Source organism: Serratia sp. HNCC26DJ206 (assembly GCF_057180605.1).
The window spans coordinates 167,264-189,238 of sequence record NZ_JBXUGP010000001.1 but is presented as its reverse complement, the minus strand read 5'-3'; the positions used below and the strand labels follow the sequence as shown (position 1 = coordinate 189,238).

Here is a 21,975-nt window from a genome sequence, read left to right as displayed (position 1 = left end):
CTAAGCGCCAACCCAAAGCAGGCGCAGCAGGGCAAACAGCAGCAGCGCCAGCAACGCGGCGCTCTTCATCAATTGAATGCTGCGGGGGATATCCATCAACGCCACTTCCCGCTGGCCGTCACCGATCCAGGGCTTTTCTACCCGCTGGCCAAAGTAATCATTCGGCCCACCCAAGCGGATACCTAATGCTCCCGCCACCGTTGCCTCTGGCCAGGCACAGTTCGGGCTGGAATGCTGATAACGATCGCGCCAGCCAATACGCAACGCGCGGCGATAGTTCAGCCCTGCCAGCCAAGCGGCAACACTCAGCAGCAGCCAGCTCAGCCGGGCCGGTAACCAATTAGCGAGATCGTCCATCCGAGCCGATACATAGCCGATGGCGCGGTATTGCGGCGTTTTGTAACCGACCATTGAATCGAGGGTATTGACCGCTTTGTAGGCCATCGCCAGCGGCGCGCCGCCGAGCAGCAGGAAAAACAGCGGTGCAATCACGCCGTCCACGCTGTTTTCTGCCACCGTCTCCACCACCGCCCGGGTGATTTGCGGGGCTTCCAGTTGCGACGTATCGCGCCCGACAATCCACGACAGCCTGCGGCGGCTCTCTTCCAGCCCGGCATATTTCAGCGCGTGATGCACTTCCATCGCCGCATCCTCCAGGCAGCGCGCAGCCAGCAGGGTGTAGATCAGCCACACTTCGGCCAGCCAGCCGAGCCAGGGGTGGATCTGCATTAGCAGCGTTAAAAATCCCCAACTGAGCAACCACACCAGCCCCACCACCGCCAGCCACAGCAACCCGCCGCCGATCCTGAGCGCCCTTTCGCTGTGGCAAACGCGACGGATCAGGCGTTGCAGCACATGAATCAGGTTACCGATCCAGCGCACCGGGTGCGGCCAGTGCGGCGGATCGCCCAGCAGGCGGTCGAGCAGAAAAGCCACCAACCAGGCCGCCAGCGTCATAGCACGCTCCTGGCCGCCGTCAGCCAGCGATCCAACAGGCCGGGGCGCTGTGCGAAGTGAATATGCAGATAGCTGGCCTGAGTACGGCCAAGTTGATATCCCCCCTGCCAGCGCTGCACCGCAACGCCGTCGCGCCATTTGGCGCAGTCAAATACCGGCGTCAGCGGGCTGGAAAAATCAGAATAGTGAAACTCGTGGCCGCGCAGGGTTTCCCCTTTGGCAGCCAGCAAGGTGTCGGTACGGGCTTGCCACTGGCAATAGCCAAAGCGCGTCAGGCGATCCCCCATACGGCTTTCCCCCGGCAAAATGCCGCTCATCCGGTGGCGCTGCCCGGCGCAGTCGGTCAGCCCCTGGCCGAGATACATCAGGCCACCGCATTCGGCATAGATCGGAATGTGCCGCCGATGCGCTGCCTGCAACGCAGCGTGCATCTGCGGGTTGGCCGCCAGCTGTGCCGCATGCACCTCCGGGTAGCCGCCACCAAGGTAGATCATCTGGCAATCCGGCAACTGGCGATCGTGCAACGGGCTGAAACGCTGGATGCGCACCCCCGCCTGCTCCAGCAGATCGAGGTTATCCGGGTAGTAGAAGTTAAAGGCGTCGTCTTCAGCCAAGGCCAGGGTTAAGCCTGCCGCCAGTTCAGGCGCGGGTAATGCCGGGGGCTGTCCGGCCGGTTGATGGGTCGAGAGAGTCAGCGCCAGCAAGCGATCGAGATCGATATGGGCTTCAACCTGCTGCGCCAGCCGCTGCCAGCAGGGATCGTTGCCAGCGCTTTCTTGTGCAGCAACCAGCCCCAGATGGCGCGACGGTAACGCCACCTCCGCCAGCACCGGCAAGCGCCCTAACACCGGCACGGCGCAGTAGCGTTCGATGGCCTGACGAATCAGTTGGTAATGCTGGTCTGAATTCACCCGGTTGACGATCACCCCGGCCAGTTTCAGTGCCGGATCAAACTGGCGGAAACCCAGCACGGTTGCCGCCACCGAGGTGGATACCGCTTTGCCATCCACCAGCAGGATCACCGGGCAATCTAGCTGCTTGGCCAGCGCCGCGCTGCTGCAATAATTGGGGTCGATGCCATAGCCGTCATACAGCCCCATCACGCCTTCGATCACCGCCACATCGGCGTGGCGCAGATGCTGGTTATACAGGCCGTTGAGGGTGGCCGCTGGCAGCATAAAAGCATCCAGATTGCGCGAAGCCACGCCAGAAACGGCACGGTGCCAGCCGGTATCCAGATAGTCGGGGCCGACCTTGAACGGCTGCACGCGCAGACCGCGCTGTTGCAGCGCCCGCAGGATGCCGAGCGTCAGCGTGGTTTTGCCACAGCCGCTGCCGGTGCCTGCGATCAGAAAAGCCCTTTTGCCTGTTAGCTGCATAAAAAAATCCCGGCCACTCGGTCGGGATTCGGTGTCGAAAAGATACGCTCGCGCAGCGCCAACGCTGCACGTATCTAGTGACAACCCGCTTCCCTCCGAAGGAGTTGAATGCTAGCCCCAAAGAACTTGGCGTTGCAGGTAGGCAGCTAGCACCTTTGCCACTTCAAGTACGCAGGGGGTAAACCAACTGGCCGGTCTTCTGGCTTAGCTTCATCCTCATCCACCACCTTCCCAATCCTAAGATCAGTGGCATAACCAGCGCCTTACAAAATACTTTGGCTATACGGTGGAATCGTCAGCATCACAGCAGCGGGGGCTGCGGGGGAATAACACCCCCTTCCCAGTCACAATTTATTCAGATTGTGAGTTATCCAGTTGGCGATAATAATTCTTTTACCTAACTCATTTAATCTATCAATTTATTAACATTGCGATAGCATTAAATGTTTTCTCTATAGAATGTCTTACTGATAATAATTAATATACGTCAGCTAATTAATAAAAAAATGTTCAGTTTATTCTTTTGCGAAAAAAATGTGGTCATAGGATAGTAAAATATTGCTCTCTGATAATGGCGATGACTGTTGCAGCAAGAGATTCAGGCTTATTTTAAGATTCTATAAATAACAAAATATTGTTATCTGCCGCCGCCGCTCAATAGCGCCGTGTGTTACTCCACCAAATTGTGCTGTTCAATCGCCAGCGAGCGGAATGCCTGCGGCGTCACATTATAAGTCTGGCGGAATACCTTGCAGAAATAGCTGGTTTGCGAGAAACCCAGGTTTTTCGCAATGCTGGCGATACTCCAGTCACTGTGCTGTAACATTTCCCTGGCATTGGCCATGCGCTGCTGATTTATCCACACGTTGAAGCCAACGCCCTGATATTTTTTAAATAACTTGCTGAAATAGTAAGGGCTGAGATACACCTTGGCCGCCACGTCTTCAAGACGTAACTCTTCAGAAAGATGAGCATCAATATAGCGCAGCGCCTTTTTCATTTTCGCTTCATGCGGATTGGGCTGGCGCGCCTTAGCCTGTTCTTTCGCCTCATTATTATCTTTGATTACCACAAAGTTCAGATGCTTTTTCAGGCAGTTTTCCACGATCAGCTTCAGCAGATCCGCCGAGGCAATCACCCGTGAATACTCCATCACTTGCACATTATGGAACTCATCCAGCAGCGCCGGATCCTTTTGCCAGCAGTCATCAACGCTGAGGATATCAATCAGCCCAACCTCCTGTTGCAGCCTGACCTGCCCGCACAGCACAAACCCCACCAAATGGCCGGCAATCACCAGCGGGATAGAGAAATCCGTCAAGCCCGCATGGCAACGATAGATACAGGGTTCATTGGATTTTGAGGCTTCAAGGCCCCCACAGCGGTCGCTCATGCGGCAACGGAGATGATTGACGGGATCCTGGCGCATCATCTGGCAAAATGAGGTGAAATTGAACAGATCGGAGATTTCCTCACCGTGAATGTTCACAACCACGACGGCTAATCCCGTAGCCTGAGCAAAGTCTTGGGCAATTTTATTGATGAGTTCTGAGTTAAGTAAACTGGCAGAAATCATTATAGCCCTCCCTAAGTGAAGTTTTATTTATTGTGACAACCTGTCCCTGCTGTTATCGGTTTGTTATTTTTTGCTTTTATCTCCTGTGGGTAAAATTAAAAGATAAGATTCGCTAATCGTATTAAAAGCCAGCGCTTAAGCCTATCAGACTAATAAAAAACTCGAAATCTATTTTAATTGATTAACCCAAACAGATCACAAAAATCCTCCTCACCCCAATTTTGGAGTGAGGAGACTCAAAATCAGATTTTTTCCTCTTCTAATTGGCAGGCATTGCACGGCAGGTTTTTGCCAATTAAATAGCGGTAACCCGCAGCCCCCAGGCAGGCACCAATCACCGGAGCGACGATCGGCACAATGAAATAAGGAATATCGCGCCCGCCGGTCATGGCCACTTTGCCCCAGCCAGCAAAGAACGCGAACAGCTTCGGCCCAAAGTCACGCGCCGGGTTCATGGCAAACCCGGTCAACGGGCCCATCGAAGCGCCGATTACCGCCACCAGAATACCAATCAATAAAGGTGCCAGTGGCCCGCGCGGCACGCCGTTGCCGTCATCGGTCAGTGCCATTACCAGGCACATCAGAATGGCGGTAATAACGATTTCAACCAGGGATGCCTGTAGCACACTGATGGTAGGGTTTGGATAAGTGCTGAAAATGCTGGCCAGTTGCAGGCTTTCCAGGCTGCCGCGTACCATATTTTTCGCCGCTTCGGTTTCGGCAAACAGATTGTGGTAGAGGGCGTAGACCAGCGCCGCGCCGCAGAAAGCACCGGCGATCTGCGAAACGCAGTACCCCAGCACTTTGCCGCGCGGGAAACAGGCAAACAGCCACATGGCGATAGTGATCGCCGGGTTCAGGTGCCCACCGGAAATCCCCGCCGTCAGATACACCGCCAGAGAAATCCCCAGCCCCCAGACGATGCAGATTTCCCACAGGCCAAAATTAGCTCCGGCCAACTTCGCTGCACAAAGGCACCCGGCACCGAAAAAAACAAACAGCCCGGTGCCGAGAAACTCGGCAATACATTGCGCTTTCAGTGAATCATTCATAACCTTCCCCTGCGTGATTGGATGAGGAATCAGCCCACATCAGCTGGCTCCCGGGCAACAGCAATACTGCGAACTACTATAGGGAGCGGGCAAACGAAAGTGTTGTTGCAATAGCTCAACGGCGAGGGAAAAACTTGCTTGGCAATAAGAGATTATTGTTATTGATAATTTGAAAAATCATTTATTCTCAGGGTAATAGATAGGATTTTATTTAAAGCCAAAATAACACTTTCTTGTTCTACCCTTCTTCCGTTATTGCTATCCAGCTCTCAATTTTCACTCTCTGACGCTAATAATAAAATTTCAGATGAAAACAGAAATTTGAAAAGCTAATTTTTGTTAAATTCAATAATTATTAAATCATCATAAAAACAGCAAGATAGCCCATTCCCATATCCGGTTTTTATTATCCAATCACCAACCATTCTCCGCAAAAGATTTAAGTCAGCCATTCTTTTTCGTTGCTTATTTGTATATTCGCTGCATCACAGTCCTGACAGAGGTGTTTATGCAACAAGAAGCATTAGGAATGGTGGAAACCAAAGGGTTAGCCGCCGCCATCGAAGCCGCCGACACCATGGTGAAGTCTGCCAACGTGGTGCTGGTGGGTTACGAGAAAATTGGCTCTGGCCTGGTGACCGTCATCGTCCGCGGCGACGTGGGCGCAGTGAAAGCGGCAACCGATGCCGGTGCCTCTGCCGCCGCCCGGGTGGGTGAAGTCAAAGCCACTCACGTCATCCCACGCCCACATACCGACGTGGAAAAATTCTTACCGAAGGGAAATAGCCAATGAGCAGCCATGACCTGGTCGACAAAATCATGGCCCAGGTGATAGCCAAAGTCAGCGAGCACACCCCGGCTGCTTCCTCACCACTCACGCACACAACACGAGATACGGTTATGGCAGAAAAAAACTGCAGTTTAACGGAGTTCGTCGGGACCGCCATTGGCGACACGGTGGGTCTGGTTATCGCTAACGTCGATAGCGCCCTGCTGAGCGCCATGAAGCTGGAAAAGAGCTATCGCTCGATCGGCATTCTCGGTGCCCGCACCGGCGCTGGCCCGCACATCATGGCGGCGGATGAAGCCGTCAAGGCCACCAATACCGAAGTGGTGAGCATCGAACTGCCGCGCGATACCAAAGGCGGCGCGGGCCACGGCTCACTGATCGTCTTCGGCGGCAACGACGTTTCCGACGTGAAACGCGCGGTGGAAGTGGCGCTGAAAGAGCTGGATCGCACCTTCGGCGACGTTTACGCCAATGAAGCCGGTCATATCGAGCTGCAATACACCGCCCGTGCCAGCTACGCGCTGGAAAAAGCCTTTGGCGCACCGGTGGGCCGCTCTTGCGGGGTGATCGTCGGCGCTCCGGCCGCCGTCGGCGTGCTGATGGCCGATACGGCGGTGAAATCCGCCAACGTTGACGTGGTGGCCTACAGCTCACCGGCACAGGGCACCAGCTACAGCAACGAAGTGATTCTGGTGATCTCCGGTGACTCCGGCGCGGTGCGTCAGGCGGTGATTTCCGCCCGTGAGATTGGCAAAACCGTTCTGGCTACGCTGGGTGCCGAACCGAAAAACGACCGCCCTTCTTATATCTGATGCCAAGTGAGGCTGTTTCATGAAATCGAAAAGATTTGAAGCATTGGCAAAACGCCCGGTCAACCAGGACGGTTTTGTCAAAGAGTGGATCGAGGAAGGCTTTATCGCCATGGAAAGCCCCAACGATCCCAAACCGTCGATCAAAATCGTCGGCGGAGTGATCACCGAACTGGACGGCAAACCGCAGAGCGAGTTTGACCTGATCGACCACTTTATTGCCCGCTACGGCATCAATCTGGCGCGTGCGGAAGAAGTGATGGCGATGGATTCGGTGAAGCTGGCCAATATGCTGTGCGATCCCAACGTCTCCCGCGCCAGCATTGTACCGCTGACCACCGCCATGACCCCGGCGAAGATCGTCGAAGTGGTGTCGCACATGAACGTGGTGGAAATGATGATGTCGATGCAGAAAATGCGCGCGCGTCGTACTCCGTCACAGCAGGCCCACGTCACTAACGTGAAAGACAACCCGGTGCAGATCGCCGCCGACGCCGCAGAAGGTGCCTTCCGTGGCTTCGATGAGCAGGAAACCACCGTCGCAGTCGCCCGCTATGCGCCGTTCAACGCCATCGCGCTGCTGGTTGGCTCGCAGATTGGCCGCCCTGGTGTGCTGACCCAATGCTCGCTGGAAGAAGCCACCGAACTGAAACTCGGCATGCTGGGCCACACCTGCTATGCCGAAACCATCTCGGTGTACGGCACCGAACCGGTGTTTACCGACGGTGATGACACCCCGTGGTCGAAAGGCTTCCTGGCCTCGTCCTACGCCTCACGCGGGTTGAAAATGCGCTTTACCTCCGGCTCCGGCTCCGAAGTGCAGATGGGCTATGCGGAAGGTAAATCCATGCTCTACCTGGAAGCCCGCTGCATTTACATCACCAAAGCCGCCGGGGTTCAGGGGCTGCAAAACGGTTCGGTCAGTTGCGTGGGCGTGCCTTCCGCCGTGCCTTCCGGCATTCGGGCCATTCTGGCCGAAAACCTGATCTGCTCCGCGCTGGATCTGGAGTGCGCCTCCAGTAACGACCAGACCTTTACCCATTCGGACATGCGCCGCACTGCGCGCTTGCTGATGCAGTTCCTGCCGGGAACCGACTTCATCTCCTCCGGTTATTCCGCGGTGCCGAACTACGACAACATGTTCGCCGGTTCCAACGAAGATGCGGAAGACTTTGACGATTACAACGTGCTGCAACGCGACCTGAAAGTGGACGGCGGCCTGCGCCCGGTGCGCGAAGAAGACGTGGTTGCCATCCGTAACAAGGCGGCGCGCGCACTGCAAGCGGTGTTTGCTGGTATGGGGCTGCCACCGATTACCGATGAAGAGGTTACCGCCGCCACCTACGCCCACGGTTCGAAAGATATGCCGGAACGTAACATCGTCGAGGACATCAAGTTTGCCCAAGAGATCATCAGCAAAAACCGCACCGGCCTGGAAGTGATTAAAGCGCTGGCGCAGGGTGGCTTCGAAGATGTGGCGCAGGACATGCTCAACATCCAGAAAGCCAAGATCGCCGGTGATTACCTGCACACGTCGGCCATCATCGTCGGCAATAACCAGGTGCGTTCGGCAGTCAATGACCTCAATGACTATGCAGGCCCAGCCACCGGTTACCGGCTGCAAGGCGCACGCTGGGAAGAGATCAAAAACATTCCTAACGCACTTGATCCTAACGCGATCGATTAAGGGGTTCACGTCATGGTGGATATTAACGAAAAACTACTGCGCCAGATTATTGAAGGCGTGTTGCAGGAAATGCAGGTGGAACAAAAGCCGGTCTCCTTCCAACCGGATGCACCCGCCGCCGCACAGCCTGCAACGGCCCCCGGCAGCAGCTTCCTGACCGAAGTGGGTGAAGCCAAGCCCGGCAGCAGCCAGGATGAAGTGATCATTGCCGTCGGCCCGGCGTTTGGTCTTTCGCAGACCGTCAACATCGTCGGCCTGCCGCATAAAAACATCCTGCGCGAACTGATTGCCGGTATCGAAGAAGAAGGCATCAAGGCGCGGGTGATCCGCTGCTTTAAATCGTCCGACGTCGCTTTTGTGGCGGTAGAAGGCAACCGCCTCAGCGGTTCCGGCATTGCCATTGGCGTTCAGTCAAAAGGCACCACGGTGATCCATCAGCAAGGTCTGCCGCCGCTTTCCAACCTGGAGCTGTTCCCGCAGGCACCGCTGCTGACGCTGGAAACTTACCGGATGATCGGTAAAAACGCCGCCCGTTATGCCAAACGGGAGTCACCACAGCCGGTACCGACGCTGAACGATCAGATGGCACGGCCAAAATACCAGGCCAAATCGGCGATTCTGCACATTAAAGAAACCAAGTACGTGGTGACTGGCAAGAATCCGCAGGAACTCCGGGTGCAGCTTTAACAAAGGAAAACACAATGAATTCCGAAGCTATTGAATCCATGGTGCGCGATGTCCTGAGCAAAATGAACAGCTTGCAAGGGCAAACCGTCACCACCGCCACGCCGCCAGCAGGCAACGGCAGCAAAGCCAAAGTGGCTGATTACCCGCTGGCGAACAAACACCCGGAATGGGTGAAAACCTCCACCAACAAAACGTTGGACGATCTGACGCTGGCTAACGTGCTCAACGGCAGCGTCACGCCGCAAGACTTGCGCATTACGCCAGAAATCCTGCGCATTCAGGCCGATATCGCCCGCGATGCGGGCCGCGATCGCCTGGCGATGAACTTTGAGCGTGCGGCAGAGCTGACGGCAGTGCCCGATGACAAGGTGCTGGATATCTATAACGCCCTGCGCCCGTTCCGTTCCAGTAAAGAGGAGCTGAACGCCATCGCCGACGATCTGGAGAAAAACTACCACGCCAAAATCTGCGCGGCGTTTGTCCGCGAAGCAGCGGCGCTGTACGTGCAGCGCAAGAAACTCAAAGGCGACGATTAAGGCCAGCAACCAGTCCCCTCTCCCTCGGGGAGAGGGTTAGGGTGAGGGGAAGTTCACCATGAGCCGCCCCCTCATTCCGGCCCTCTCCCACTGGGAGAGGGGGCGTTACCACCAGCATAGAGTTAACACTGAGGGCGGGACATGCGTTACATAGCAGGTGTGGATATCGGTAACTCATCAACGGAAGTAGCGTTGGCGCGCTGTGATGCCGGTGGGCGGCTCGAGTTCGTCACCAGTACCCTGACGGAAACCACCGGGATCAAGGGCACCCAGCGCAATATGTTTGGCATCCGTCAGGCGCTGGACATGCTGGTGGCCAAAGCGGGCATCGCCCTGAGTGATATCAGCCTGATCCGCATCAACGAAGCCACGCCGGTGATTGGCGATGTGGCGATGGAGACCATTACCGAAACCATCATCACCGAATCCACCATGATCGGCCACAACCCGAAAACCCCCGGCGGACTGGGGCTCGGGGTGGGTATCACCATTACCCTGGCCGAACTGGTAACGCGCGATCCCTCCCAGCCCTACATTCTGGTGGTGCCGAAAACGGTGGATTTTGCCGATGTCGCCAGCGTGGTTAACGCCGCCAACGGAGCCGGTTACCGCATCACTGCGGTGATTATGCAACGTGACGATGGCGTGCTGGTGAGCAACCGCCTTACACACCCGTTGCCGATCGTTGACGAAGTGCTGCATATCGACCGCATCCCAATGGGCATGCTGGCGGCGGTGGAAGTGGCCATGCCGGGCAAGGTGATCGAAACCCTCTCGAACCCCTATGGCATTGCCACCGTGTTCTCACTCAGTGCCGAAGAGACTAAAAACATCGTCCCGGTGGCTCGCGCCCTGATCGGCACCCGTTCAGCGGTGGTGGTCAAAACCCCGGAAGGCGACGTCAAGGCACGTTCAATACCCGCAGGTCATCTGGAGCTGTTAGCCGATGGCCGCACCTTACGGGTGGACGTTGCCGCAGGCAGTGAAGCGATCATGAACGCCGTCAACGCCTGCCGCCGCATGGAGAACGTTAGCGGTGAAGCGGGCAGCAATATTGGCGGTATGTTGGAACATGTGCGCCAGACCATGGCAGAACTGACGAATAAGCCCACCAGGGAAATCTTTATTCAGGATCTGCTGGCCGTGGACACCTCAGTGCCAGTGAACGTAACCGGCGGGTTGGCCGGTGAGTTCTCGCTGGAGCAGGCGGTGGGCATCGCCTCAATGGTGAAGTCCGATCGGCTGCAAATGGCGCGTATCGCCAGTGAGATCGAACAGACGCTGCATATCGACGTGCAGGTCGGCGGGGCCGAGGCCGAAGCTGCGATCCTCGGTGCCATGACCACCCCCGGCACCCGCGCACCGCTGGCGATCCTCGATCTCGGTGCCGGTTCAACGGATGCCTCCATCATCAACGCGAAAGGCGAAATTATCGCCACCCACCTGGCCGGTGCCGGAGACATGGTGACGATGATTATCGCTTCGGAACTGGGCCTGGAAGACCGCTATCTGGCTGAAGATATCAAAAAGTATCCGCTGGCCAAGGTGGAAAGCCTGTTCCACCTGCGCCATGAGGATGGCAGCGTGCAGTTTTTCCCCCAGCCGCTGCCCGCCGACGTTTTTGCCCGCCTGGTGGTGGTGAAACCAGAAAATCTGCTGCCGCTGCCCGGCGAGTATTCACTGGAAAAAGTGCGCAATATCCGCCGCTCGGCCAAGCAGCGGGTATTTGTCACCAACGCGCTGCGCGCCCTGCGCCAGGTCAGCCCAACCGGCAATATCCGCGATATTCCGTTCGTGGTGCTGGTCGGCGGCTCGTCGCTGGACTTTGAAATCCCACAACTGGTGACCGACGCCCTCGCCCACTACAAGCTGGTGGCCGGGCGCGGCAACATTCGCGCCTGCGAAGGCCCGCGCAATGCGGTCGCCACCGGCCTGATCCTCTCTTATCAGCGGGAGGTTGCACGATGATTACCGCCAATGATGCACCCACGATTGCGATCAGCGCCGCGCCGGAGGCCACTGAACGGCAATGGCAACAGGTGCTGCTCGGCATTGAAGAAGAAGGCATCCCTTGGCGTTGGCAGCCGGACGCCGATGGCGAGGTGGTGCAACGCGCCTGGCAGGCCGCCGCCCGCTCTCTGTTGCTGGTGGGGTTGGCCTGCACCGCCAACGAGATGGTGGTGCATTACCGCAATTTACCTGCCGATCAGCCGCTGTTTCGGCTGGCCGGGCCACAGGAGGACGATCAGTGGCGGCGTTTGGGTAACAACGCCGCACGTTTGGTGAAGGGTTTGCCCTTTAAATAAACGCAGTCATAACGCTACAGCTTGAAGAATGTAAGGGTATACCCAATGGATTTCGAGTCGCAGCTAGGCGGCAAGTTCGCGCATCCCCAGGAGCTTACTCAAGTAAGTGACTGGGGTGTGTGAACGCAGCCAACAACGCTGTGGCTTGAAAGACGAAGGGTATAAAAAGTGAATATCACAGGAGAAAACAACATGAATAACGCATTAGGGCTGGTTGAAACAAAAGGCTTGGTCGCGGCCATTGAAGCTGCCGACGCCATGGTGAAATCCGCCAACGTGCAGTTGGTCGGCTACGAGAAAATTGGTTCCGGGCTGGTCACCGTGATGGTGCGCGGCGACGTTGGGGCAGTCAAGGCAGCGGTGGATGCCGGTTCAGCCGCCGCCAGCGCGGTGGGTGAAGTGAAATCCTGCCATGTGATCCCACGCCCGCACAGCGATGTGGAAGCCATTCTGCCCACCTCAGCCTAAAGGTAACAACAGGAGCACAGCGTGAAAACGTCACTGGGATTACTCGAAGTTAGCGGTTTGGCGCTGGCGATTGGCGCGGCGGATGCCATGGCGAAAGCCGCATCCGTCCAGCTGGTCGGGATGGAAAAAACCAACGGTTCGGGCTGGATGCTGATCCGCCTCACCGGCGATGTGGCGTCCGTTCAGGCGGCGATTGCCACCGGCGCGGCCTTTGCCGCACAGCGCAACGGGCTGGTAGCACAAGCGGTGCTGGCCCGCCCGGCAGATACCCTGCTGGCGCACTGGCAGCCGCCGCAGCCCGCAGCGGCAGTGCTACCCGCCGTTGAAGAAGAACCAGCCCAGGATCTGCCTGCAAGCCCAGAACCCGCGCTGGCAGAAACACCGGTTTTTTCCATCGTGCGGGCAAGCTGCAATCTTTGTTTGGATCCTGCCTGCCAGCGCAAAAAAGGGGATCCGCGCGACCGTTGTTTGCACAGTGCGAAAGGAGGTAAAGCCTGATGGAAAAAGCGTTGTTGGAGCCCGTGGTCAGTAAGATCCTCGACGAGATGCGCCTGCGTCCGATCCCGCTTGGGGTTTCCAACCGACATGTGCATTTGTCTCAGCAGGATTACCAGCGGTTGTTCCCACAGCAACCGCTGGCTGAGAAAAAGGCATTACTGCAACCCGGTCAATACGCCGCCGAGCAGAGCATCACGCTGGTCGGGCCGAAAGGCAGCTTGCACAAGGTGCGTATTCTCGGGCCACTGCGCAGCCGCAGCCAGGTGGAGATTTCCCGCAGCGATGCCCGCACGTTGGGCGTTGCCGCGCCGCTGCGCATGTCGGGTGACCTGGACAACACGCCGGGCATCCGGCTGGTCAGCCCGTTTGCCGAGCTGGAGTTGGAAAACGGCGTGATCGTGGCCCAGCGCCATATTCATATGTCACCGCTGGACGCCCTGATTTATCGGGTGCAGCACGGCGAGCGCATTCAGGTCGCGGTTCAGGGCGGCGGGCGGCGGCTGGTGTTTGACGATGTGGCGATCCGCGTTTCACCAGAAATGCGGCTGGAGCTGCATATCGATACCGACGAAGCCAACGCCGCCGGGGCGGACGATCCCGGTGCTTTCGCCACCTTGGTGCCTCGGTCATGAATCTGGAGCGGCTGGTCAATCTGGTGGTAGCGCGGCTGGTAGAGCGTGAGCAACGGGTTTATTCCGTGAGCTTGCCGCAGTTGCGGCACGGGCTCGAACCGGCGGTTTATTTACAGCATGCCACCCTGCATCTGCTGCTGCCCGATCCGGGTTTTATGCAGCAGTTGGCCGCCGGTAACAGCACCGAACCGGCGGTGGCCGCGCTGCACGAGGCCTGGTCATGGGGGCTGCGGGTGCATATCAGCCTGCATCAGCAGTTGCTGCCCAGCTTGCCGCGCAAAGCGCTGCAACGATTGCCGCTGAGCCTCAGCGATCATCAGGGGCAGCCGATCCGGCTGAGTGCCAGCAGGCTGCTGAGTTATGGCGATATTGCCACGCTCGGCCCCTGCTGGCTGATTATCAGCCCCAAAACCAGTGTGACGCCGTTGGCGCAGGATTATCTGTCAGCGCGCCGTATTCAACTGTTAAGGCAGGAGTAAATCATGCAGCTAGCCAGAGTAGTGGGTTCCGTGGTGTCAACGCAGAAATCGCCGACGCTGATCGGCAAGAAGCTGCTGCTGGTGCGGCGCGTGACCGGCGACGGCTCATTGCCCCCGGCCAGCGATAAGCCGGACGAAGTGGCGGTGGATTCCGTCGGAGCCGGTGAAGGCGAACTGGTGTTGCTGTCTGGCGGTTCCAGCGCCCGCCGGGTGTTTGCCGAACCGAATGATGCCATCGATCTGGCGATTGTCGCCATCGTCGACAGCGTCAGTATCTATTAGCCAGCCATATGGCACGTATTTCCCCCCTCACCCCGGCCCTCTCCCTCAGGGAGAGGGAGTTGATGCGGTGTCGTGGGCAGCTGCGTAAGCCCATGTGTGGCACGTTCAACTCCCTCTCCCTCGGGAGAGGGAGTTGATACGGTGTCGTGGGCAACTGCGTAAGCCCATGTGTGGCACGTTCAGCCCTCTCCCTCGGGGAGAGGGCGTTGATGCGGTGTCGTGGGCAGTTGCGTAAGCCCATGTGTGGCACGTTCAGCCCTCTTTCCCTCGGGGAGAGGGAGTTGATGCAGTGTTATGGGCAGTTGCGTAAGCCCATTTGTGGCACGTTCAGTCCCCTCTCCCTTGGGGAGAGGGTTAGGGTGAGGGGCAACAATGTGCAAGAGAACAGGATTAACTGAGAGCCAACGTGATGAGCATTTATACCAAAACCGGCGATAAAGGCACCACCGCACTGTTTACCGGCCAACGGGTGAAAAAGAGCCATCCGCGGGTGGAAACCTACGGCACCCTGGATGAACTGAACGCGGCACTGAGCCTGTGCGCGCGAGTGGTTCAGGATCCAGAAAACCAGCAGTTGCTCGACGCAGTGCAGCATCAACTGTTCTATTTCAGCGCTGAACTGGCAAGCGAAGGGGAAGCAGTCACTTCCGGCCAGCACAAAACCATCAATGATGCGCACATCCAACAGTTGGAACAGGCGGTGGATCGCTGTATGTCCGCCTTGCCGCCGGTGCAGGGGTTTATCCTGCCGGGTAGCAGTGAGGCGGGCAGCCGGTTGCATTTCGCCCGCACGCTGGCTCGCCGCGCAGAACGGCGGCTGATTGAGCTGGCGGATCAGGTTCCGGTGCGCCAAGCGTTATTGCAGTACCTGAACCGGCTGTCGGATTGCCTGTACGCCTTGGCCCGCGCTGAAGACCATCAACAGTGGTTGCGGCAACTCACTCAAACGGTGGTGGCCCGCTATCTGGCCGCCACTCACGCCGCCCCGGCCAGCACGCCAACCACGGCAGAACTGACGTTTGTGGATATCCACCAGTTATTAAAGCTGTGCGTGGCTTCCGCTCTTGAACTTGAACTTCCGGTGGTGATCGCCGTTAGCGATCGCCACGGCAACCTAATTATGACCTACCGCATGCCCGATGCCCTGCTGGTGAGCTGCGAACTGGCGCCGAAAAAGGCCTGGACCGCCGTGGCAATGAAAACGCCCACTCACCAATTGAGCGCCGCCATTCAGCCGGGTGCCGATCTGTTCCAGTTAGAAGCCAGCCTAGGCGGCAAAGTCGTCACCTTTGGCGGCGGCTACCCGCTGTGGCGTAACGGCCAGATTATCGGCGGGCTGGGGATCAGCGGCGGCAGCGTCGAGCAGGATATGCATATCGCCCAAGCGGCCATTTTAGCTTTACACCTGAGGAATGAATAATGAACCCTACCGATCTTGAGTCTCTCATTCGCACCATCCTCACTGAGCAATTGGTGCCAGCAACGGCACCGGCCCAACGTGCCAATGCCATTTTCACCACCGTCGATGAGGCAATCGGTGCCGCACAGCGCGCCTTTCTGCGCTATCAGCAAAGCCCGATGAAAACCCGCAGCGCCATCATCAGCGCCCTGCGCGAACAGATCAAACCGCATCTGCCTTCACTGGCCGAGCGTGGCGCGGCAGAAACCGGCATGGGCAACCGCGCCGATAAGCTGCTGAAAAACCAGGCGGCACTGGAGAACACGCCCGGCGTGGAAGACTTGACCACCACCGCCATCACCGGTGACGGCGGCATGGTGCTGTTTGAGTATTCGCCTTTTGGCGTGATCGGCGCCGTGGCCCCCAGCACCAACCCGACCGAAACCATTATTAACAACAGCATCAGCATGCTGGCCGCTGGTAACGCGGTCTATTTCAGCCCGCATCCGGGGGCCAAGCAGGTATCTCTGGACCTGATTGCGTTGATCGAAGAGATCGTGTTCAACAGTTGCGGCATTCACAACTTGGTAGTCACCGTGCAAGACCCGAGCTTTGCCGCCACACAGGAAATGATGCGCCATGCCGACATCGCTCTGCTGGCGATCACCGGCGGGCCGGGCATCGTCAACATGGGGATGAAAAGCGGCAAGAAAGTGATTGGTGCCGGGGCCGGTAACCCTCCGTGCCTGGTGGATGAAACCGCCGAACTGGTGAAAGCCGCGCAGGACATCGTGGCCGGTGCCTCTTTCGACTACAACCTGCCCTGCATTGCTGAAAAAGCGCTGATCGTGGTGGAGAGCGTTGCCGATCGCCTGTTGCAACAGATGCAAGCCTTCGATGCATTACTGATTACTCAACCGCAGGACGTCGATCGCCTGCGCCAAGTGTGCCTGGCAGACGGCCATGCCAATAAAGATCTGGTGGGCAAAAGCCCGGCCGAACTGTTGGCCGCCGCGGGCCTGCCCTGCCCGGCCAAACCGCCACGCTTGCTGCTGGTAGAAGTCGCCGGGGACGATCCATTGGTCACCACCGAACAGTTAATGCCACTGCTGCCGGTAGTGCGCGTCAAGGATTTCGACGCCGGGCTGGCACTGGCGTTGAAGGTAGAAGATGGTCTGCATCACACCGCGATCATGCACTCGCAGAACGTCACGCGGCTTAATCTGGCTGCCCGCCGGTTACAGACCTCAATTTTCGTTAAAAACGGCCCTTCGTATGCTGGGATCGGCGTCGGTGGTGAGGGCTTTACCACCTTCACCATCGCCACGCCGACGGGGGAAGGCACTACCTCTGCCCGCACCTTTGCCCGGCAGCGTCGTTGCGTGTTGACCGACGCGTTTTCCATTCGTTGAGCGAGGGTGTATGAAAACTTTTTCCGTACGAACGCGGATCTACAGCGGTGAAGACAGCCTCAAAGCGTTGCGGCGTTTCCGCCAGCGTAAAATCTGGATCATCTGTGACGGCTTTCTGGCCACGTCGCCGCTGCTGGAGCGGCTGAAACAGGCGTTGAACGAAGATAACCAGATCGCGCTGTTCAGCGATATTACGCCCGACCCGACCATCGCCACCGTGGTCAAAGGGATCGAGCAGATGCAGACCCTACGCCCCGATGTGGTGATCGGCTTTGGCGGCGGTTCGGCGCTGGATGCGGCCAAGGCGATTGTCTGGTTCAGCCGCCAGCAGGGTATCAATATCGATACCTGCATTGCCATACCAACCACCAGCGGCACCGGCTCGGAAGTGACCAGCGCCTTTGTGATTAGCGATCCGGAAAAGAACATCAAGTACCCGCTGTTCAGCGATGAGATCTACCCGGATATCGCCATTCTCGATCCGGCGCTGGTAGCCAGCGTGCCGCCGGCGATCACCGCCAACACCGGGATGGATGTGCTGACGCACGCGCTGGAAGCCTATGTTTCGCCGCGCGCCAGCGATTTTACCGACGCGCTGGCAGAAAAAGCCGCGCAGTTGGTGTTTCGCCATCTGCCCACCGCCTGCCGGAAAGGCGATTGCCTGATCACCCGTGGCAAAATGCACAACGCCTCAACTTTGGCGGGGATCGCCTTCAGCCAGGCTGGTTTGGGGATTAACCACGCCATCGCCCACCAACTGGGCGGTCAGTTCCATATCGCCCACGGGCTGGCAAATGCGCTGCTGCTGATCCCGGTGATTCAGTTCAACGCCGCCGAAACCCGCGCACGCAAGCGCTACGCCCGTTTAGCGCGCGTTTGCGGTATCAGCCCGGCAGAAAGCGACGATCGCCAAGCGGTGAATCAGCTTATTCAGCGCATTGAGCAGCTAAAAGCCCAGTGCGCCATACCGCGCTACCTTGCCGATCTCAAACTCAGTGAGAGTCAGCTTGAACAGCGCATTCCGGCAATGGTTGCTGCTGCGCTGGCCGACGCCACGATCAAAACCACACCACGCCCGGCGGCGGCAGAGGACATTCGCGACATTCTTGAGGCACTGCTATGAACGTTCAGGTATGCGATGCCGACACTATCCGCCAGCGGGTGCGTGAAGCAGGCGTGGTTGGCGCAGGCGGTGCCGGTTTCCCTACGGCGATCAAACTGCAAGCGCAAGCGGAAATCTTTCTGATCAACGCCGCCGAATGCGAACCGATGCTGAAGGTGGACCAGCAACTGATCCCTCACCAAGCCGAACGGTTGCTGCGCGGCCTGCAATATGCCATGACCGCCACCGGGGCGCGGGAAGGGATTATCGCGCTGAAGGCCAAATACGCTGAGGCGATCGAAGCACTGACGCCGTTGCTGCCGCCACACATCCGGCTGCACATTCTCCCCGATGTTTACCCTGCCGGGGATGAAGTGATCACCATCTGGCTGGCGACTGGCCGCCGGGTGCCACCGGCTGCGCTGCCGATCAGCATTGGCGTGGTGGTGAATAATGTGCAGACGGTGCTGAATATCGCGCGCGCCGTGGAACAACAGTGGCCGGTGACCCGCCGCACTCTCACGGTCAACGGTGCCGTTGCCAAACCGATCACGCTGACGGTGCCACTGGGGATCAGTTTCCGCGAAGTGCTGGCACTGGCGGGGGGCGCTACCGTGGCTAACCCCGGCTTTATCAACGGCGGCCCGATGATGGGGCGCTTGTTGACCAATTTGAACGAACCGGTAACCAAAACCAGCGGCGGCCTGTTGGTACTGCCCGCCGATCACCTGCTGATCGCCCGGCGTACCCGCAGCGATCGGGAAATCATGGCCATCGCCCGCACCGTGTGCGAGCAATGCCGCCTGTGTACCGAACTGTGCCCGCGCCACCTGATCGGCCATGAATTACCCCCGCATCTGCTGGTGCGGGCGGTGAATTATCAGCAGGTGGCAACGCCTGAGATCCTGTTAAGCGCCCTGACCTGCTCGGAGTGCAGCCTGTGCGAAAGCTACGCCTGCCCGGTGGATATCTCGCCGATGCGCATCAACCGGCTGCTGAAGGAGCAATTGCGCCAGCAGGGCGCACGCTACAGCGGCGAACTGCGTGATGCCGATCCGATGGCGCAATACCGCATGGTGCCAACGGCCCGGCTGGTCACCCGCCTGGAGCTCACCCCGTGGGCACACGCCGCGCCGTTCAGTGCGCAAGATTATCAACCAGAACAGGTGCTGCTGCCGTTACGCCAGCATATCGGCGCGGCGGCGATCCCGACGGTTGTTATTGGGGAAAAAGTGGCACACGGCCAATGCATTGCCAATATTGCCGACGGCGCGCTCGGCGCACCGATCCACGCCAGCATCAACGGCACCGTGGTTGAAGTCAGCGCCACCGCCATCACCCTTGCCAAAGGATAAGTTATGTCACAAGCCATTGGAATTGTTGAACTAAGCAGTATCGCCAAGGGCATAGAGGTCTGTGACCTGATGCTGAAAGGCGCCAACGTTGAGCTGTTGGTGAGTAAAACGCTCTGCCCCGGCAAGTACCTGCTGATGGTGGGGGGCGATGTAGGGGCGGTAACGCAGTCGGTGCAAAACGGCACCCAGCACAGCGGCCATCTGCTGGTCGACAGCATCGTGCTGCCCAATCTCCACCCGTCGGTTCTGCCCGCATTGAACGGGTTGAACCCGGTGGAAAATCGCCAGGCCGTTGGCGTGGTGGAAACCTGGAGCGCCGTGGCCTGCATCACCGCCGCCGATCGGGCGGTAAAGGCGGCGCATATCACGCTGGTGCGCATCCATATGGCGTTTGGCATCGGTGGTAAGTGCTATCAGGTGATGAGCGGCGATATTGCCGACGTCAAAAACGCGGTAGACGTCGCCAGCCAGAGCGCGGGCGAAAACGGCCTGCTGATTTACAGCACCGTGATCCCGCGCCCACATGAGGCGCTGTGGCGCCAACTGATTCAGGGGGCATGATGGAAAAACCAACCGCAACCGAACGGGTGATTCAGGAATACGTGCCGGGGAAACAGATCACCCTGGCCCACCTGATCGCCAACCCTAACAAGGCACTCTACAAAAAACTCGGCCTGAGCGACGCCAGCAATGCCATCGGCATTCTGACCATCACCCCCAGCGAGGCGTCGATCATCGCCAGCGATATCGCCACCAAATCCGGCGCGGTAGAGATTGGTTTTATCGATCGTTTCACTGGCGCAGTGGTGTTCACCGGCGATGTGTCGGCGGTGGAGTACGCGTTGAAGCAGGTGATCTACACCCTCGGCGACATGATGAAGTTCACCGCTTGTAACCTGACGCGGACCTGACGCCATGAAACGCATCATGCTGATCGGCCCCAGCCAGTGCGGCAAAACCTCGCTGATCCAACGTTTGCAGGGGGAAACGCTGAACTACCAAAAGACCCAGGCCATTATCTGGCAGGACTGCGCGATCGACACCCCCGGTGAATATCTGGAAAACCGCTGCCTGTACAGCGCCCTGCTCGCCAGCGCCTGCGAGGCAGATGTCATCGGGCTGGTGCAGAACCTGGATGCGGAACAGAGCTGGTTTGCCCCGATGTTTGCACAGGTTTTCACCCAGCCGGTGATCGGCATTATCAGCAAGGCTGACACCCTCACCCATTCGAATCAACTGGCCTGGGCGACAGACCGTCTGCATCAGGCTGGTGTGCAGAAGGTGTTTCATACCTCGGCGCAAACCGGTGCCGGGATGGCAGATTTGATCCAGTTTTTAAATCCTGATGGAGAGTCGTATGCCTAGTAAAATTATGGCGATTAACGCCGGCAGTTCTTCACTGAAGTTTCAACTATTTTCCCAGCCCGGCGAGCAGGTGATCTGCCAGGGGCTGATCGAGCGCATTGGCATGCAGGACGCCGTTGTGACGCTGCGCGCCGGGGAGCAAAAATGGTGCAACACCCTGCCGATCATGGATTGCCATCAGGCCGCCGTGCACCTGCTCAATGCGCTGATCGAGCATCAGATTATCGCTTCGCTCACGGAAATCTGCGGCGTTGGCCACCGGGTGGCACACGGCGGTGAGGCCTTCTGTGATTCGGTAGTGATTACGCCGGAGGTGCTGGAAAAGATTGAACAACTCGGCGCGCTGGCCCCGCTGCACAACCCGGTAAACGCCCAGGCGATCCGCGTTTTCCAGCAGGCGCTGCCCCACGCCCGTTCCGTTGCGGTATTTGATACCGCCTTCCACCAAACGCTGAGCGATATCCATTACCTCTACCCGCTGCCTTGGCGCTATTACGCGGAACTCGGCATCCGCCGCTATGGCTTTCACGGCACCAGCCACAAATATGTCAGCACGGTGTGTGCGCAACGGCTCGGCCGCCCGCTGGATCAGCTACGCATTATTTCCTGCCATTTGGGCAATGGCTCCAGCATTTGCGCCATTCGCGATGGCCATTCGGTCAATACCTCCATGGGCTTTACCCCGCAGGCCGGGGTGATGATGGGCACCCGCAGCGGCGATATCGATCCTTCCATCCTGCCGTTTATCCAGCAGGCGGAAGGGAAAAATGCGCAGGAGATCAATCTGTTGATCAACAATCAGTCCGGCTTGCTGGGCGTATCCGGCGTCTCTCACGATTACCGCGATGTCGAACAGGCCGCCGCTACCGGCAACCCCAGAGCACAACTGGCGCTCAAGCTGTTTGCTGAACGCATCCGCGCGGTGATTGGCAGCTATATCGTGCAATTGGGCGGCATCGACGCGCTGATCTTCACCGGCGGCATCGGCGAGAACGCCCGTAATGCGCGCCAGCAGATCTGCCATCAACTGGGCTTTCTCGGCATCGAACTGGATGAGGAGAAGAACCTCGCCAATCAGCCGTTTATCCAGCGCGAGGGTTCACCGGTGCAGATTGCGATTGTGAACACCAACGAAGAGTTGATGATCGCCCGCGACGTGGTGCGCGTGGCGCTCAACAACCCGCAGCCGCAACCCGCCTGATAA

The 21,975-nt window shown here is 58.2% G+C and carries 24 protein-coding genes and 1 riboswitch; of the genes, 20 read left to right on the top strand and 4 right to left on the bottom strand.

From position 1 onward, the window contains the following. The 4 genes from cbiB to AC2A1E_RS00840 all read right to left on the bottom strand — a co-directional run bounded on the left by cbiB (position 1) and on the right by AC2A1E_RS00840 (position 4,964). Complete coding sequence (cbiB, locus tag AC2A1E_RS00855; RefSeq protein WP_484382136.1) at positions 1-957, bottom strand: adenosylcobinamide-phosphate synthase CbiB; 957 nt, start codon at positions 955-957, stop codon at positions 1-3. Continuing rightward, positions 954-2,336 carry a cobyrinic acid a,c-diamide synthase CobB gene (locus tag AC2A1E_RS00850; protein ID WP_484382135.1) on the bottom strand — a complete coding sequence of 461 codons (1,383 nt, stop codon included), beginning with the start codon at positions 2,334-2,336 and terminating at the stop codon, positions 954-956. The genes cbiB and AC2A1E_RS00850 overlap by 4 nt, the downstream gene beginning before the upstream one ends. A 172-nt stretch (positions 2,337-2,508) precedes the next feature. Beyond that, a riboswitch (cobalamin riboswitch) is annotated at positions 2,509-2,727 on the bottom strand. Between the two features lie 279 nt (positions 2,728-3,006). Next, the gene (pocR, locus tag AC2A1E_RS00845; RefSeq protein ID WP_484382134.1) at positions 3,007-3,912 is read right to left on the bottom strand and encodes a transcriptional regulator PocR; all 906 of its coding nucleotides are present in this window, start codon (positions 3,910-3,912) and stop codon (positions 3,007-3,009) included. A 242-nt stretch (positions 3,913-4,154) separates the two neighbouring features. Next, entirely contained in the window at positions 4,155-4,964 is an 810-nt protein-coding gene (locus tag AC2A1E_RS00840) for an MIP/aquaporin family protein (protein ID WP_484382133.1), read from the bottom strand. Between the two features lie 508 nt (positions 4,965-5,472). Between AC2A1E_RS00840 and pduA the strand changes: the two genes are divergently transcribed. From pduA to AC2A1E_RS00740, 20 genes are all read left to right on the top strand, one after another. Next, on the top strand, positions 5,473-5,757 hold the full coding sequence (gene pduA / locus AC2A1E_RS00835) for a propanediol utilization microcompartment protein PduA (RefSeq protein ID WP_459398906.1): 285 nt from the start codon (positions 5,473-5,475) through the stop codon (positions 5,755-5,757). Then, positions 5,754-6,566, top strand: a complete 813-nt coding sequence (gene pduB / locus AC2A1E_RS00830; protein WP_484382132.1) for a propanediol utilization microcompartment protein PduB — start codon at positions 5,754-5,756, stop codon at positions 6,564-6,566. Before pduA ends, pduB begins: the two co-directional genes overlap by 4 nt. Before the next feature lie 19 nt (positions 6,567-6,585). Then, positions 6,586-8,250, top strand: coding sequence for a propanediol dehydratase large subunit PduC (gene pduC / locus AC2A1E_RS00825; protein ID WP_484382131.1), 1,665 nt, complete (start codon positions 6,586-6,588; stop codon positions 8,248-8,250). Positions 8,251-8,265: 15 nt separating this feature from the next. Further along, positions 8,266-8,937 (top strand): propanediol/glycerol family dehydratase medium subunit, encoded by a 672-nt coding sequence (locus AC2A1E_RS00820; protein WP_484382234.1) that lies wholly within the window; start codon positions 8,266-8,268, stop codon positions 8,935-8,937. A 14-nt stretch (positions 8,938-8,951) separates the two neighbouring features. Beyond that, positions 8,952-9,473, top strand: a complete 522-nt coding sequence (gene pduE, locus AC2A1E_RS00815; protein WP_484382130.1) for a propanediol dehydratase small subunit PduE — start codon at positions 8,952-8,954, stop codon at positions 9,471-9,473. 141 nt (positions 9,474-9,614) lie between these two features. Beyond that, entirely contained in the window at positions 9,615-11,441 is a 1,827-nt protein-coding gene (locus tag AC2A1E_RS00810; RefSeq protein ID WP_484382129.1) for a diol dehydratase reactivase subunit alpha, read from the top strand. Continuing rightward, the gene (locus AC2A1E_RS00805) at positions 11,438-11,779 is read left to right on the top strand and encodes a glycerol dehydratase reactivase beta/small subunit family protein (protein ID WP_484382128.1); all 342 of its coding nucleotides are present in this window, start codon (positions 11,438-11,440) and stop codon (positions 11,777-11,779) included. The genes AC2A1E_RS00810 and AC2A1E_RS00805 overlap by 4 nt, the downstream gene beginning before the upstream one ends. Before the next feature lie 192 nt (positions 11,780-11,971). Then, positions 11,972-12,247 (top strand): propanediol utilization microcompartment protein PduJ, encoded by a 276-nt coding sequence (pduJ, locus tag AC2A1E_RS00800; protein ID WP_004090424.1) that lies wholly within the window; start codon positions 11,972-11,974, stop codon positions 12,245-12,247. A 21-nt stretch (positions 12,248-12,268) separates the two neighbouring features. Beyond that, entirely contained in the window at positions 12,269-12,745 is a 477-nt protein-coding gene (locus AC2A1E_RS00795) for a BMC domain-containing protein (protein WP_484382127.1), read from the top strand. Further along, entirely contained in the window at positions 12,745-13,377 is a 633-nt protein-coding gene (locus AC2A1E_RS00790) for a phosphate propanoyltransferase (RefSeq protein ID WP_484382126.1), read from the top strand. The genes AC2A1E_RS00795 and AC2A1E_RS00790 overlap by 1 nt, the downstream gene beginning before the upstream one ends. Next, positions 13,374-13,856 carry a microcompartment protein PduM gene (pduM, locus tag AC2A1E_RS00785; protein WP_484382125.1) on the top strand — a complete coding sequence of 161 codons (483 nt, stop codon included), beginning with the start codon at positions 13,374-13,376 and terminating at the stop codon, positions 13,854-13,856. Before AC2A1E_RS00790 ends, pduM begins: the two co-directional genes overlap by 4 nt. Positions 13,857-13,859: 3 nt before the next feature. After that, a complete protein-coding gene (locus AC2A1E_RS00780; RefSeq protein ID WP_337263764.1) occupies positions 13,860-14,138 on the top strand; it encodes a EutN/CcmL family microcompartment protein in 279 nt (92 codons plus the stop codon). A gap of 409 nt (positions 14,139-14,547) precedes the next feature. After that, positions 14,548-15,558 carry a cob(I)yrinic acid a,c-diamide adenosyltransferase gene (locus tag AC2A1E_RS00775; RefSeq protein ID WP_484382124.1) on the top strand — a complete coding sequence of 337 codons (1,011 nt, stop codon included), beginning with the start codon at positions 14,548-14,550 and terminating at the stop codon, positions 15,556-15,558. Then, positions 15,558-16,949, top strand: coding sequence for an aldehyde dehydrogenase family protein (locus AC2A1E_RS00770; protein WP_484382123.1), 1,392 nt, complete (start codon positions 15,558-15,560; stop codon positions 16,947-16,949). The genes AC2A1E_RS00775 and AC2A1E_RS00770 overlap by 1 nt, the downstream gene beginning before the upstream one ends. A gap of 10 nt (positions 16,950-16,959) precedes the next feature. Continuing rightward, entirely contained in the window at positions 16,960-18,072 is a 1,113-nt protein-coding gene (locus AC2A1E_RS00765) for a 1-propanol dehydrogenase PduQ (protein ID WP_484382122.1), read from the top strand. After that, positions 18,069-19,406: a 4Fe-4S dicluster domain-containing protein gene (locus AC2A1E_RS00760; RefSeq protein WP_484382121.1), complete on the top strand. Its 1,338-nt coding sequence runs from the start codon at positions 18,069-18,071 to the stop codon at positions 19,404-19,406. The genes AC2A1E_RS00765 and AC2A1E_RS00760 overlap by 4 nt, the downstream gene beginning before the upstream one ends. Before the next feature lie 3 nt (positions 19,407-19,409). Then, entirely contained in the window at positions 19,410-19,967 is a 558-nt protein-coding gene (locus tag AC2A1E_RS00755) for a BMC domain-containing protein (protein ID WP_484382120.1), read from the top strand. Continuing rightward, positions 19,967-20,317 (top strand): propanediol utilization microcompartment protein PduU, encoded by a 351-nt coding sequence (gene pduU, locus AC2A1E_RS00750; RefSeq protein ID WP_459402814.1) that lies wholly within the window; start codon positions 19,967-19,969, stop codon positions 20,315-20,317. The genes AC2A1E_RS00755 and pduU overlap by 1 nt, the downstream gene beginning before the upstream one ends. Before the next feature lie 4 nt (positions 20,318-20,321). Beyond that, on the top strand, positions 20,322-20,771 hold the full coding sequence (locus AC2A1E_RS00745; RefSeq protein WP_484382119.1) for a EutP/PduV family microcompartment system protein: 450 nt from the start codon (positions 20,322-20,324) through the stop codon (positions 20,769-20,771). Next, positions 20,764-21,972, top strand: coding sequence for an acetate/propionate family kinase (locus AC2A1E_RS00740; RefSeq protein WP_484382118.1), 1,209 nt, complete (start codon positions 20,764-20,766; stop codon positions 21,970-21,972). Before AC2A1E_RS00745 ends, AC2A1E_RS00740 begins: the two co-directional genes overlap by 8 nt. Positions 21,973-21,975: the final 3 nt, after the last annotated feature.

Excerpts from the sequence above, each read along its gene's own strand:
- cbiB (WP_484382136.1), bottom strand. The coding sequence starts at position 957 with ATGACGCTGGCGGCCTGGTTGGTGGCTTTTCTGCTCGACCGCCTGCTG.
- AC2A1E_RS00850 (WP_484382135.1), bottom strand. The coding sequence starts at position 2,336 with ATGCAGCTAACAGGCAAAAGGGCTTTTCTGATCGCAGGCACCGGCAGC.
- pocR (WP_484382134.1), bottom strand. The coding sequence starts at position 3,912 with ATGATTTCTGCCAGTTTACTTAACTCAGAACTCATCAATAAAATTGCC.
- AC2A1E_RS00840 (WP_484382133.1), bottom strand. The coding sequence starts at position 4,964 with ATGAATGATTCACTGAAAGCGCAATGTATTGCCGAGTTTCTCGGCACC.
- pduA (WP_459398906.1), top strand. The coding sequence starts at position 5,473 with ATGCAACAAGAAGCATTAGGAATGGTGGAAACCAAAGGGTTAGCCGCC.
- pduB (WP_484382132.1), top strand. The coding sequence starts at position 5,754 with ATGAGCAGCCATGACCTGGTCGACAAAATCATGGCCCAGGTGATAGCC.
- pduC (WP_484382131.1), top strand. The coding sequence starts at position 6,586 with ATGAAATCGAAAAGATTTGAAGCATTGGCAAAACGCCCGGTCAACCAG.
- pduE (WP_484382130.1), top strand. The coding sequence starts at position 8,952 with ATGAATTCCGAAGCTATTGAATCCATGGTGCGCGATGTCCTGAGCAAA.
- AC2A1E_RS00810 (WP_484382129.1), top strand. The coding sequence starts at position 9,615 with ATGCGTTACATAGCAGGTGTGGATATCGGTAACTCATCAACGGAAGTA.
- AC2A1E_RS00805 (WP_484382128.1), top strand. The coding sequence starts at position 11,438 with ATGATTACCGCCAATGATGCACCCACGATTGCGATCAGCGCCGCGCCG.
- pduJ (WP_004090424.1), top strand. The coding sequence starts at position 11,972 with ATGAATAACGCATTAGGGCTGGTTGAAACAAAAGGCTTGGTCGCGGCC.
- AC2A1E_RS00790 (WP_484382126.1), top strand. The coding sequence starts at position 12,745 with ATGGAAAAAGCGTTGTTGGAGCCCGTGGTCAGTAAGATCCTCGACGAG.
- pduM (WP_484382125.1), top strand. The coding sequence starts at position 13,374 with ATGAATCTGGAGCGGCTGGTCAATCTGGTGGTAGCGCGGCTGGTAGAG.
- AC2A1E_RS00780 (WP_337263764.1), top strand. The coding sequence starts at position 13,860 with ATGCAGCTAGCCAGAGTAGTGGGTTCCGTGGTGTCAACGCAGAAATCG.
- AC2A1E_RS00775 (WP_484382124.1), top strand. The coding sequence starts at position 14,548 with ATGAGCATTTATACCAAAACCGGCGATAAAGGCACCACCGCACTGTTT.
- AC2A1E_RS00770 (WP_484382123.1), top strand. The coding sequence starts at position 15,558 with ATGAACCCTACCGATCTTGAGTCTCTCATTCGCACCATCCTCACTGAG.
- AC2A1E_RS00765 (WP_484382122.1), top strand. The coding sequence starts at position 16,960 with ATGAAAACTTTTTCCGTACGAACGCGGATCTACAGCGGTGAAGACAGC.
- AC2A1E_RS00760 (WP_484382121.1), top strand. The coding sequence starts at position 18,069 with ATGAACGTTCAGGTATGCGATGCCGACACTATCCGCCAGCGGGTGCGT.
- AC2A1E_RS00755 (WP_484382120.1), top strand. The coding sequence starts at position 19,410 with ATGTCACAAGCCATTGGAATTGTTGAACTAAGCAGTATCGCCAAGGGC.
- pduU (WP_459402814.1), top strand. The coding sequence starts at position 19,967 with ATGGAAAAACCAACCGCAACCGAACGGGTGATTCAGGAATACGTGCCG.
- AC2A1E_RS00745 (WP_484382119.1), top strand. The coding sequence starts at position 20,322 with ATGAAACGCATCATGCTGATCGGCCCCAGCCAGTGCGGCAAAACCTCG.
- AC2A1E_RS00740 (WP_484382118.1), top strand. The coding sequence starts at position 20,764 with ATGCCTAGTAAAATTATGGCGATTAACGCCGGCAGTTCTTCACTGAAG.